This is a genomic window from Blastococcus sp. TBT05-19, assembly GCF_003319095.1.
GTDB lineage: Bacteria > Actinomycetota > Actinomycetes > Mycobacteriales > Geodermatophilaceae > Blastococcus.
This window is the reverse complement of the sequence record NZ_QOHI01000001.1, coordinates 564,467-576,769: the sequence shown is the minus strand read 5'-3', so window position 1 is coordinate 576,769 and position 12,303 is coordinate 564,467. Positions and strand designations below refer to the sequence as shown.

Here is a 12,303-nt window from a genome sequence, read left to right as displayed (position 1 = left end):
CGAACCTGCTCGCGCCGGCTCAGGCCCTGCGCGCGGGGTCGGTGATCCCGTCCCGGCAGGCCAGCCCCTCGACGTCCCACCCGGCCCGGGTGGCTCCGGCGAGGTAGGCGGCCTCGAGGAAGTCCGACACCGCGGCCCTGGGGTCGTCGGCGGCGCGCGCCGTGTCGTAGGGCAGGACGGCGAGGTGGCTGGCGCCGCGCTCCAGCCACGTCGCGCCGGCGGGCAGCTCGGCGTCGGCCAGCCCGGCGGGCTCCGGCGACGTGTAGGAGTAGAACGCCGGGTCGGGGTAGGTCGGGTCGCCGAACCAGAACCCCGAGCTGACCACCTCGCGGGAGTAGGCCTCCCGGGTCACCGGATCGGTGCCCTCGGCCGGTGGAACCACCCGGTCGGAGAAGCGGGTGACGGCGATGTCGAACGTGTGCCAGAAGTGGTGCACCGGGCTGGTCTTGCCGGAGAAGTGGCCCGCGAACTCCTCCAGGACGACGTTGACCTGGCTGAGCACCTGCCAGTAGCGGGTCACCGCCGCCGGGTCGTAGCTCGCGTGCTCGGTGTCCTGCGCGAAGGGCCGGTCGGCGTCGGGCAGGTCGAACGGGCGCGCCCCGGAGATGTCGACGCCCGAGACGCCGACGGCGGCCAGGGCGTCCTGCAGCTCCCGGTGGAACGACGCCACCGACCGCCCGACCATGCCGAAGGAGGCGCGCCGCCCGTCGACGGCGCTCACGTCGACGCGGTGGTCGAGCAGGTCCAGGTCGATGGTGAACGTCGGGTCCAGACCCATGGGCCGGGTCGTGATCCCCCGGCCGGTCAGGTGGAAGGGCACGTTCCACCAGTGGTTGCGCCGCGGGCTGGCCAGCAGCCGCACCCGGCCGACCACCTGCGCGAACCGGTGGACCGTGGCCAGGGTGTCCGACCACCCCGCGTAGGGGATCGGCGGGAACAGCTCCATCGGGTACCTCCTGGGAGTGCGCCGGGTGCCCGGCGCGGCGTCGGGTGCGTCGGTCGGTCCGCGACGGGGTCAGGCGACCGGCGCCAGCCCCCGACGGCGCAGCAGCGGGCCCGGGTCGGCGTCGCGTCCGCGCACCGCCCGGAAGGCGACGAGCGGGTCCACCGAGCCGCCGACGGCGAGGAGCCGCTCGCGGAAGACGTCCCCGTTCTCCCGGCGGAGACCGCCGTTCTCCCGGAACCACTCCACGGTGTCGGCGTCCAGGACCTCCGACCAGATGTAGGAGTAGTAACCAGCCGAGTAGCCCCCGGCGAAGACGTGCTGGAAGTAGGTCGTCCGGTAGCGCGGCGGCACCAGCTCCGAGGCCACCCCGGCCTCGCGGAGGGCACGGGCCTCGAACTCCACCGGGTCGCCGATCTCGGTCTCGGGCGTGATGCGGTGCCAGGCCTGGTCGAGCAGGGTGGCGGCCAGGTACTCCAGCGTGCCGAACCCCTCGCCCCAGAGCTGGGCGGCGTCGATCGCGTCGACCACCTGCTGCGGCAGCGGCTCGTCGGTCTCCACGTGCCGGGCGTAGTGCCGCAGCACCTCCGGCCAGAGCGCCCACATCTCGTTCACCTGGCTGGGGAACTCGACGAAGTCGCGCGGCACGCTGGTGCCGGAGAACCGCGGGAAGGTGACCGCCGAGCTCAGGCCGTGCAGCGCGTGCCCGAACTCGTGGAAGAGGGTGTTGACCTCGTCGAGGGTCAGCAGCGTGGGCCGACCCTCGGGTGCCCGCGAGACGTTCAGGTTGTTCACGACCACGGGCTTCGTCCCCAGCAGGGCCGACTGCCGGACGAACGAGCTCATCCAGGCCCCGCCGCGCTTGCCCTCGCGGGCGAAGAAGTCGCCGAGGTAGAGCCCGACCTCGGCGCCGTCGGCGTCGCTGACCTCCCAGACCCGGACGTCGGGGTGGTAGCCGGCGAGGTCGGGGCGGGGGGTGAACCGGTAGCCGTAGAGCAGCTCGGCTGCGTGGAAGACGCCGTCGACCAGCACGCGGTCCAGCTCGAAGTACGGCCGCAGGGCCGCCGTGTCGACGGCGTAGCGCTCGGCCCGCACCCGCTCGCTGTAGTACGCCCAGTCCCAGGCGGCCAGCTCCACGCCGTCCTCCGCGGCCGCATCGCGGAGCACCGCCGCCTCGTCCTCGGCGTTGGCCACCGACGCCGGGACCATGGAGCCCAGCATCCCGTCGACAGCCGCGGTGGTGGCCGCGGTCTGGTCGGCGAGGACCAGCTCGGCGTGCGAGCCGAAGCCGAGCAGCCGGGCCCGCTCCGCCCGTGCCCGGGCGATCCGCTCGGCGACCGGGCGGTTGTCGTGCTCTCCCCCGGCGGCGCGGGTCGTCGACGCCTCGAACACCCGGCGGCGCAGCTCCCGGTCGCGGAGCTTGGCCAGCAGCGGCTGACCGGTGGGCAGCACCAGGGTGAGCAGGAAGCCGTCGAGGCCGCGGTCGGCGGCGGCGCGCCGGGCGGCGGCCACCTCCTCCTCGCCGAGCCCGTCGAGCTCAGCGGCGTCGGCCACCTGCACGGCAGCGGCCTCGGTCGCCAGCTGGAGGTTCTGCCCGAACGTCGTAGACAGCTCCGACAGCTCCTGGTTGAGCTCGCTCAGGCGGGCCCGGCCCGCGTCGTCCAGCCGGGCGCCGGCGAGCACGAAGTCGAGGTGGTACCGCTCGACCAGCCGCAGCGATTCCGCGTCGAGGCCTGCGGTCTCCCGGGCGGCGTGCACGGCGTCGACCCGGGCGAACAGCGCCGGGTCCAGGCGCAGCGCGTCGTCGTGCGCGGCGGCGAGCGGGGCGATCTCCCGCTCGATCTCGCGCAGCCGCGGGGTGGCCACCGACGAGGAGAGGTTGCCGAACACCGACCAGGCGCGGTCGAGCAGGGCACCCGACCGCTCCAGGGCCACGATCGTGTTCTCGAACGTCGGTGCCTCGGCGGAGTCCACGATGCCGGCGACCTCGCGCCGCTGGGCGGCCATCCCCGCCAGGAGCGCCTCGCGGCAGTGCTCAAGGGTGATGTCGGCGAAGGCGGGCAGCCGGAACGGCAGCTCCGACGGCGCAGCGAGGGGGTTGTCGTCGGAGAGGGCGTCAGCGGTGCTCATCGCCGTCCATCCTGCGCCCCGGGGCGGGACCGGCGCGCGCCGGTCCCGCCCGCGGGGTCCGTCGTCAGCGGCCCGCGGTGCGGCGGTAGGTCCGCACCGCCAGCGGCACGAAGACGGCCAGGAAGATCGCAACCCAGATGAACACGTAGAGCACCGGGTTCTGCAGCGCCCACCCGGTGGGCTCCGGCGCCCCCGGGACCACGTTGCCGAACAGCTCCCGGGCGCCCTGGACCACCGCGGACACCGGGTTCCACTCCGCGAACGTCTTGAGGGCCGACGGGAAGTTGTCGATCGGCACGAACGTGTTGGCGATGAAGGTGATCGGGAAGATCACGATGAAGCTGGCGTTGTTCACCACCTCCGGCGTCCGGACCAGCAGCCCGACGAACGCCATCACCCACGACATCGCGTAGGCGAAGGCCAGCAGCAGGAGGACGCCGAGAACCGCTTCCCCGACGGAGGTGTGGATGCGCCACCCCACCACGAAGCCGGTGATCATCATGACGGCGATCGTCAGGACGTTGAGAAGCAGATCGGCGACCGTCCGACCGACCAGCACCGCCGAGCGGGCCATGGGCAGCGAGCGGAAGCGGTCGATCAGGCCCTTCTGCAGGTCCTCGGCCAGGCTGGCACCGGTGATCGTGCTGCCGAAGACCACGGTCTGGGCGAAGATCCCGGGCAGCAGGAACTCGGCGTAGCTGAGACCGCCGGGCACGGGGATCGCGCTGCCGAAGACGTAGCGGAACAGCAGCACGAACATGATCGGCGACAGCGTCGCGAAGACGATCAGGTCGGGCACCCGCTTGACCTTGATCAGGTTCCGCCGGGTGATGGTGAGGCTGTCGGAGACGGCCATGGCCAGCGCGGTCATCGGGTTCCTCCTGCGGCGGGTGCCGGCTCGGCCTGGGTGTCGCCCCGGGTCACCGCGTCGTCAGCGGCGTGCCCGGTCAGGGTGAGGAAGACGTCGTCGAGATCGGGACGGCGCAGCCCGACGTCGAGCACCTCGGCACCGCTGCCCTCGAGCAGCCGGAGCGACTCGGCGAGCACCTCGGTGCCGCCGTGCACCGGGAGGCTCAGCCGCCGGGTCTGCTCGTCGATCCGCGCGTCCTCGACGGCGAGCGGACGCAGCCGCTTCGCCACCTCCGGCAGGTCCAGCGCCCGGCTGAGGGTGAACTCCAGCCGCTGACCACCGACCTGCGCCTTGAGGTCGTCAGCCGTTCCCCGCGCGATGACCCGGCCCCGGTCGATGACGACCATGCGGTCGGCCAGCCGGTCGGCCTCCTCCAGGTACTGGGTCGTGAGCAGGATCGTCGTCCCGCCGTCGGCCAGCTCGGCGATGAACTCCCACATCGCCAGCCGGCTGCGCGGATCGAGGCCGGTGGTCGGCTCGTCGAGGAAGAGGATGCGCGGGCGGTTGATCAGCGAGGCGGCGATGTCCAGCCGCCGGCGCATGCCTCCCGAGTAGGTCTTGGCCGGCCGGTCGGCGGCGCCGGAGAGGTCGAACCGCTCCAGCAGCTCACCGGCGCGCGACCGCGCCTCCGCCTTGGGCAGGTGGTAGAGCCGGCCGACCATCTCGAGGTTCTCGAAGCCGGTCAGGTACTCGTCCACGGCGGCGTACTGGCCGGTGAGCCCGATCGCCGCGCGCACCGCATCGGCGTCGCGGACCACGTCCAGGCCCACCACCTCGGCGCGGCCGGCATCGGCGAGGAGCAACGTGGTGAGGATCCGCACCACCGTCGTCTTCCCCGCGCCGTTGGGGCCGAGGAGCCCCAGCACCGAGCCCTCGGTCACGGTGAGGTCCACTCCGTCGAGGGCGGTGGTCGCGCCGAAGCGCTTTGCCAGCCCCTCGACCACGATCGCGTCGGTCATGACGGCCACGCTAGGGGTGGCCGGTGATAATTCCCGACCGCTTTTCGCGATCGGCGGGAAGCGGAGGTGGATTCCAGGTGCACGGGAGACAGGACGGCGCCGGTCCCGGGAACTCATCGGTCCCGCCGTGGATCACTCCGGCGTGACGGCGTAGCCCGCGCTGCGCAGCGCCGCGATGACCTCGCCGGCGTGCACCGGGCCCCGGGTCTCCAGCACGACGAAGATCTCGACCTCCCCGACGCCCAGCCGCGTCGTCGTTCGCTCGTGCTCGACCTCCAGCACGTTGGCGCCGACGGCGGCCAGCTCGGCCAGGACGGCGGCCAGCGACCCGGGCCGGTCGGGCACCCGCAGGCGCAGCGACAGGTAGCGCCCCGCCGCCGACATGCCGTGCTGGACGACCTTGAGCAGCAGCACCGGGTCGATGTTGCCGCCGGAGACCACCGCGACGACCGGCGCCGGGAACGCCGTGGGGTCGGCGAGCACCGCGGCCACCGCGGCGACGCCGGCCGGCTCGACGACGAGCTTGGCCCGCTCCAGGCAGAACAGCAGCGCCCGGGAGAGGTCCTCCTCGCTGACCGTGCGCACCTCGTCGACCAGGCCCTGCACGTGGGCGAACGAGAGGTCCGAGGGCTTCGGGACGGCGATCCCGTCGGCCATCGTGCTCATCGACGTCAGCGCCACGGGCCGGCCCGCGGCCAGCGAACCGGGCAGCGCAGCCGCCGTCTCCGCCTGCACCGCGACGACCCGGACGTCGGGACGGCGTTCCTTGACCACCGCGGCGATCCCGGAGACCAGTCCCCCGCCACCCGCGCACACCACCACCGTGGCGACCTCGGGGCACTGCTCCAGCACCTCGAGCCCGACGGTGCCCTGGCCGGCGATGACGTCGGGGTGGTCGAACGGGTGGATGAACACCGCGCCGGTGCGCTCGGCGTGCTCGGCGGCGGCCAGCAGCGGCTCGGCGAGCGACTGCCCGGACATCTCGACCCGGGCGCCGTAGCCCTCGGTGGCCGCGAGCTTGGGCAGCGGCGCGCTCTCGGGCATGTAGACCGTCGCCTCGGCGCCGAGCAGCCGGGCGGCCAGCGCCACGCCCTGCGCGTGGTTGCCGGCGCTCGCGGCGACCACGCCCCGCGCGCGCTCGGCGTCGCTCAGCCGCGAGATGCGGGTGTAGGCGCCGCGGATCTTGAACGAGCCGGTGCGCTGGAGGTTCTCGCACTTGAGCCACACCGGTCCGCCGACCCGGTCGGCCAGCGCTCCGGAGTACTCGAGGGGGGTGCGGCGGACGACGCCGGCGATCAACGCCGCCGCCGCCTCGACGTCGGCACCGCTGACGAGGGGGACACCACCGGGAGCGACCACGCCGCGATCTTCGCAGCAGCCGGTGCCGAGGACCGTCCGGCACGCGCGCGACCGTCGTACCGTGGCGGGGGTGACGGAGACTCCCGCACCCGCTTCCCCTTCCCCCGCACCCACGACCCTGGGCGAGCTGCGCGCCTCCGGGGCCACCGTCCGGCCCGTCAAGGCCGAGATCCGCGCGAACCTGCTGGCCCGTCTCGCCGCCGGCGAGCCCTCGCTGCCGGGCATGGTCGGCTTCGAGGACACCGTCCTGCCCGAGGTGGAGCGGGCCCTCATCGCCGGCCACGACCTGGTGCTCCTCGGGGAGCGCGGCCAGGGCAAGACCCGGCTGATCCGCACCCTTGTCGGCCTGCTCGACGAGTGGACGCCGGTGCTCGTCGGCAGCGAGCTCAACGAGCACCCGCTGGCGCCGGTCAGCGTGTGGGCGCACCGGCAGATCGCCGAGCACGGCGACGCCACCCCGGTGGGCTGGCTGCACCGCAGCGACCGCTTCGGGGAGAAGCTGGCGACGCCGGACACCAGCGTCGGCGACCTGATCGGCGACGTCGACCCGATCAAGGTCGCCGAGGGCCGCACGCTGGGCGACCCGGAGACCGTGCACTACGGGCTCGTGCCGCGCACCAACCGCGGCATCTTCAGCGTCAACGAGCTGCCCGACCTGGCCGAGCGGATCCAGGTGGCGCTGCTCAACGTTCTGGAGGAGCGCGACATCCAGATCCGCGGGTACCGCGTGCGGCTGCCCCTGGACCTGCTGCTGGTGGCCAGCGCCAACCCCGAGGACTACACGAACCGCGGCCGGATCATCACCCCGCTCAAGGACCGGTTCGGCGCCGAGGTGCGCACCCACTACCCGATCGAGCTCGCCGACGAGATCCGGCTGCTGCAGCAGGAGGCGGCGGTCAGCTGGCCGACCGCGTTCGGCGCCGACCACCTCGCCCGGCCGGTCGTGCCCTCCCACCTGGTGGAGATCGTCGCCCGGTTCACCCGCCTCGTGCGCGAGTCCAGCCACGTCGACCAGCGTTCGGGCGTCAGCGCCCGCTTCGCCATCGCCGGTCTGGAGACCGTCGCCGCCTCCGCCGTCCGCCGGGCCGCGGTCGCCGGGGAGACCCGGCCGGTCGCGCGGGTGGTCGACCTGCCGGCGATCGTCCCGGCCAGCCGCGGCAAGGTGGAGTTCGCCGACGCCGGCAGCGACCCGGACGACGACCGCGAGCTGGAGATCCTCGACCACCTGCTGCGCCAGGCCACGGCCCAGACCTTCCGCGCCCGGTGCGCGGGCCTGGACCTGACCGGGCTGCAGGAGCACTTCACCGGCGGGGAGACCGTCGAGTCCGGCGAGCTGGTGCCGGCGCCGGCGCTGCTCGGTCAGCTGGGCACGGTCCCCAAGCTCGCCGAGCTGCTGGGCCGGCTCGGGGTGCCCGAGGGCGACCAGTCCGCCGAGCAGGCCGCGGCGGCGGTGGAGTTCGCCCTGGAGGGCCTGCACCTCACCCGCCGGCTGGCGAAGGACACCGACGGCGGCCGCACGGTCTACGGGGCCTGACGATGGCGCACCGCGCCCCGAAGGGCTACCGGTACGGGCGGTGGCAGGGCGGGCCGGACCCGCTCGCGCCGCCCTACGACCTGGGCAACGCGGTCGACGAGATCGGCGACTCGGTCCTCGGCGGCAGCGGCGTGCGGGAGGCGCTGCGCGAGCTGCTGCGCCGGGGTGCCGAGGGTCGCCGCGGCCTGGACGAGCTGCGCCGCGCGGTGCGCGACCGGCTGCGCAAGGCGCGCACCGCCGGCCGCATGGACGGCACGCTGCAGGAGGTGCGCGAGCTGCTCGACCGCGCCGTCGAGGCCGAGCGGCGGGAGCTGTTCCCCGACCCGGACGACATGGCCCGGCTCAAGGAGGCCGAGCTCGACGCCCTGCCGGACGACACCGCGGGCGCCGTCCGGTCGCTCAAGGAGTACGACTGGCGCTCGGCGGAGGCCCGGCAGGCCTACGAGCAGATCCAGGACCTGCTCCGCCGGGAGGTGCTCGACAGCTCCTTCGCCTCCATGAAGCAGGCGCTGGAGAACAGCTCGCCCGAGGACCTGCAGGCGGTCAAGGACATGGTCGCCGACCTGTCACGGCTGGTCGACGCGCACAACCGGGGCGAGGACACCGACCAGCAGTTCGCCGACTTCATGGCGCAGCACGGCCAGTTCTTCCCCGACCAGCCCAAGACGGTCGAGGAGCTCATCGACTCGCTGGCCCGCCGCGCCGCCGCCCAGGAGCGGATGATGGCCGGCCTCTCCGCCGAGCAGCGGGCCGAGCTGGGCGAGCTGATGGCCCAGACGATGGAGGACATGGGGCTGGCCAGCGAGATGGCGCACCTGTCCGACGCCCTGCGCCAGGCCCGGCCCGACCTGCCGTGGGGCCAGCGCGGCCAGGTGCCCGACGGCGAGCCCTCCCTCGGCCTCGGCGACGCGACCAGCGCCGTCGCGGAGCTCGCCGACCTGGAGGCGCTGTCCAACCAGCTCTCCCAGGGCTACGCGGGCGCCTCGCTGGCCGACGTCGACGAGGAGCTGCTGGAGCGCGCGCTCGGCCGGTCCGCGGCCGACGACCTGGCAGCGCTGCGCCAGCTGGAACGGGAGCTGGAGCGGCAGGGCTACCTGAACCGCACCGACGGCAAGCTCGAGCTCTCCCCCAAGGCGGTCCGCCGGCTGGGCGCCACCGCCCTGCGCCGGGTGTTCGCCCAGCTGGACGCCACCGGCCGGGGCGAGCACGACGTCGCCGACGCCGGGGCCGCCGGCGAGCTGACCGGCAGCTCGCGGGAGTGGCGGTTCGGTGACGAGCAGCCCCTGGACGTCGTCCGCACCGTGAAGAACGCCGTCCTGAGGACGGCGCACGAGCCGCGCGGCGAGCACGAGCGCCGGGTGCGCATCGCCGTCGACGACTTCGAGGTCGTGGAGACCGAGCGGCGCACCGGCGCGGCCGTCGCCCTGCTGGTCGACCTCTCCTACTCGATGGCGCTGCGCGGCACCTGGGGCGCGGCCAAGTCGACGGCGATGGCCCTGCACTCGCTGGTGACGACGAAGTTCCCGCAGGACGCCATCGAGATCATCGGCTTCTCCTCCACCGCGCAGGTGCTGGCACCGGCGACCCTCGCCGAGCTGAGCGTCGACACCCTGCAGGGCACCAACCTGCAGCACGGCCTGATGCTCGCGCGGCGGTTCCTCGCCAGGCACCGGGACGCCGAGCCGGTGGTGCTGGTGGTCACCGACGGCGAGCCGACCGCCCACCTGGAGGACGACGGGACGCCGTTCTTCTGCTGGCCGCCGATGCCCGAGACGATCGCGCGCACCGTTGCCGAGGTGGAACGGGTCGCCCGCTCCGGCGCGACGGTCAACGTGTTCGCGCTGGACCCCGACCCGGGGCTGGTCCACTTCGTGCACGACCTCACCCAGCGGGCGGGCGGGCGGGTCTTCCAGCCCGACGCCGACCGGCTGGGCGAGTACGTCGTCGCGGACTACCTCAGGACCCGCCGGGGACGGCGGGCCCGCTAGTCGCCGGGCAGGGGGTGGGAGCCGCTGGAGCTGATGCCCGGGATCTGGCCGGCGCGGAAGGCGTTCACGAACAACCGGTGGTCCTCCTGCGTGCGCAGCGCGTAGGAGCGGGCGAACTCGACCAGATCGGCCACGAACTCCGCCCGCCGGTCGCCGATCAGCGCGGTGATCGCCTCCTCGGTCTGGAACGGCACCAGCGTGTGGTCGCTGTCCGCGTCGCCGACGCAGTGCAGCTTCGCCGTCGCGCGGCCCAGCTGGGCCATGACCGGGGCGATCTCCTCGGGCTCGGTGAGGTCCTCCCAGTCCAGGTCGACCTCGTAGGGCGAGAGCTCGGCGACGACGAACCCGCGGCCGTCGATCTCGGTGTAGCCCAGGAACTGCGAGGCGTTGGCCTGCAGCGCCCGCTGGCTCAGCGCCGTCCGGTGGCCCTCGTTCTCGAAGTAGGACCGGATCTCCGGATCGGTGACCACCCGGCTGGGCGCCGGCACGTTGCCCTGCTTCAGCGACAGGACGACGTCGTTCTCCAGCGCCTGGTCGTACCCCTCCAGCAGCACGTTGTAGGCGGGCAGCCCGGCGCTGCCGATGCCGAAGCCGCCGGTGCCGATCACGTCCTTGACGTCGTAGGTGACCTCCCGCCGGCGCTGGCCCCTCGGGACGGTCTCCCGGTAGCGCTCCAGCGCGGCGAGCACGCGGTCGCGCTCGGCGTCGTCCAGCCGGCGGTTGCGCGAGCGGTCGGCGAACCGCCGCTGGAAGTCCTCGACCACCGTCATCCGGTCCAGCAGGGCCGACCTGCTGCGGGCGGTGGTCTTCAGGATGACGTGGCGCACCGCCCCCTCCGTGTTGCCGGCGAGCAGCGCGAACGAGCGGTCGTCGTCCGACCGCGTGAAGGCCTCGACCTGGTCGAGGTAGGACTCCAGGTACGTGCCCAGCAGGTCGCCGATGACGTCGTCGCCGAGCGCCTTCCGCCAGGCCAGGAGCGCGAAGCTGGCGGCGAACCGGCGCAGGTCCCAGCTGACGTGCCCGAGGTAGGCCTCGTCGAAGTCGTTGACGTCGAAGACGATGCGGCCGGCGCTGTCCATGTAGGTGCCGAAGTTCTCCGCGTGCAGGTCACCCTGGATCCACACGCGCGACGTCCGCTCGTCGCTCCAGCGGTCCTCGAGCGTCGCCATGTCCGCGTAGAACAGGGGTGCGCTCCCCCGGTAGAAGGCGAACGGATCGGCCGCCATCTTCCGGAACTTGGTGCGAAAGGCGGCGGCGTCGGCGTCCATGAGCTCGCCTAACGCCTCGACCAGCACGTCGACGATCTGCCGGGTGCGCTGGTCGTCGATCGTGTCGGAGGTCACACCGTCGAGGGAGGAGGCCACAGCTTGCACCGTAGGCGGCCGATAACGTCAGTGGTGCCACTGAGGCAACGAGCACCAGGGCGCCGAGCAGGGACGGAGGCACGATGATGCGTACCGACACCGCCCGACGACTCGCGCCCTACGCCGCCTACGGCGGTGGCAGCGTGACCATCGCCGGAGCCGCCCTGGTGGCCCTCCTCCGCGAGGAGGCCCGCGCCGCGCGCCGCAAGGTCGAGGCCCGGACGACCAAGCTGGACCCGCCGTCGGGGGACGGCGTCTACGGACGCGGCCGCGCCAAGCCGATCGTGCTCACGGTGCTGGGCGACTCCAGCGCCGTCGGGCTCGGCGTCACCCGCGCGTCGGAGACCCCCGGCGTGCTCGTCGCCGCCGGGCTGGCGGAGCTCGCCGAGCACCCGGTCCGGCTGGTCCGCCTCGCCGTCTCCGGGGCCCGCGCCCGCGACCTCGAGGCGCAGGTCGACCGGGCCCTCGCCGAGAAGCCGACCGTCGCGCTGATCATGATCGGCGCCAACGACGTCACCAGCCGCACCCCCACCGCCGTCTCGGTCGGGCACCTCACCGACGCCGTCCGCCGGCTCACCGCGGCCGGCTGCGAGGTCGTCGTCGGCACCTGCCCGGACCTGGGCACGATCCGCCCGATCGCCCAGCCGCTGCGCACCCTGGCCCGCCGGTGGAGCCGGCAGATGGCCGCCGCGCAGACCATCGCGGTCGTCGAGGCCGGCGGTCGCACGGTGTCCCTCGGCTCGCTGCTGGGCCCGGCCTTCGCGTCCGACCACGGCATGTTCAGCAACGACGAGTTCCACCCCAGCGCGTTCGGCTACGCGGCGGCCGCGGCGGTGCTGCTGCCGGCGGTCGCCGACGCCGTCGGCGTGTGGCCCACCCCGGCCGGCCGGGGGCTGCGCGCGCTGCGCGGCGAGTCGGTCCGGCCCGTCGCCCGGGCCGCCGCCCGGGCCGCGAACCGTCCCGGCACCGAGGTGCAGGGCACCGAGGTCGCCGGCTCCGACACCGGCCCCCGCGGCGCCTGGGCGCTGCTGCGCCGGCCGCGGCCCACCGACGTGCCCACGCCCGAGGAGGCCGAGCGGGCCGAGACCGGGTCGGAGCCCTCCGACGCCCGCTAGG

Annotated in this window: 9 protein-coding genes; 3 read left to right on the top strand and 6 right to left on the bottom strand. The window is 73.9% G+C overall.

All coding sequences use genetic code 11. The features are described 5' to 3' along the window. Positions 1 to 19: 19 nt before the first annotated feature. The 5 genes from DQ244_RS02775 to ilvA all read right to left on the bottom strand — a co-directional run bounded on the left by DQ244_RS02775 (position 20) and on the right by ilvA (position 6,301). Complete coding sequence (locus DQ244_RS02775; RefSeq protein ID WP_113809922.1) at positions 20 to 946, bottom strand: DUF5996 family protein; 927 nt, start codon at positions 944 to 946, stop codon at positions 20 to 22. A gap of 69 nt (positions 947 to 1,015) precedes the next feature. Beyond that, entirely contained in the window at positions 1,016 to 3,073 is a 2,058-nt protein-coding gene (locus DQ244_RS02770; RefSeq protein ID WP_113809921.1) for a M3 family metallopeptidase, read from the bottom strand. Between the two features lie 64 nt (positions 3,074 to 3,137). Then, positions 3,138 to 3,944 carry an ABC transporter permease gene (locus DQ244_RS02765; protein WP_113809920.1) on the bottom strand — a complete coding sequence of 269 codons (807 nt, stop codon included), beginning with the start codon at positions 3,942 to 3,944 and terminating at the stop codon, positions 3,138 to 3,140. After that, positions 3,941 to 4,942, bottom strand: coding sequence for an ATP-binding cassette domain-containing protein (locus DQ244_RS02760; protein WP_113810608.1), 1,002 nt, complete (start codon positions 4,940 to 4,942; stop codon positions 3,941 to 3,943). Before DQ244_RS02760 ends, DQ244_RS02765 begins: the two co-directional genes overlap by 4 nt. A 132-nt stretch (positions 4,943 to 5,074) precedes the next feature. Beyond that, on the bottom strand, positions 5,075 to 6,301 hold the full coding sequence (ilvA, locus tag DQ244_RS02755; RefSeq protein ID WP_113809919.1) for a threonine ammonia-lyase: 1,227 nt from the start codon (positions 6,299 to 6,301) through the stop codon (positions 5,075 to 5,077). Between the two features lie 70 nt (positions 6,302 to 6,371). On the opposite strand from ilvA, the gene DQ244_RS02750 reads away from it, so the two are divergent. Further along, complete coding sequence (locus DQ244_RS02750) at positions 6,372 to 7,835, top strand: sigma 54-interacting transcriptional regulator (RefSeq protein WP_233491129.1); 1,464 nt, start codon at positions 6,372 to 6,374, stop codon at positions 7,833 to 7,835. A gap of 2 nt (positions 7,836 to 7,837) precedes the next feature. Beyond that, complete coding sequence (locus DQ244_RS02745) at positions 7,838 to 9,823, top strand: VWA domain-containing protein (protein WP_113809917.1); 1,986 nt, start codon at positions 7,838 to 7,840, stop codon at positions 9,821 to 9,823. On the opposite strand, the gene DQ244_RS02740 is transcribed toward DQ244_RS02745, so the two are convergent. After that, positions 9,820 to 11,187 (bottom strand): DUF2252 domain-containing protein, encoded by a 1,368-nt coding sequence (locus DQ244_RS02740; protein ID WP_233491128.1) that lies wholly within the window; start codon positions 11,185 to 11,187, stop codon positions 9,820 to 9,822. The genes DQ244_RS02745 and DQ244_RS02740 overlap by 4 nt on opposite strands. Before the next feature lie 83 nt (positions 11,188 to 11,270). Between DQ244_RS02740 and DQ244_RS02735 the strand changes: the two genes are divergently transcribed. Continuing rightward, the gene (locus tag DQ244_RS02735) at positions 11,271 to 12,302 is read left to right on the top strand and encodes an SGNH/GDSL hydrolase family protein (RefSeq protein WP_113809916.1); all 1,032 of its coding nucleotides are present in this window, start codon (positions 11,271 to 11,273) and stop codon (positions 12,300 to 12,302) included. Position 12,303 lies beyond the last annotated feature (1 nt).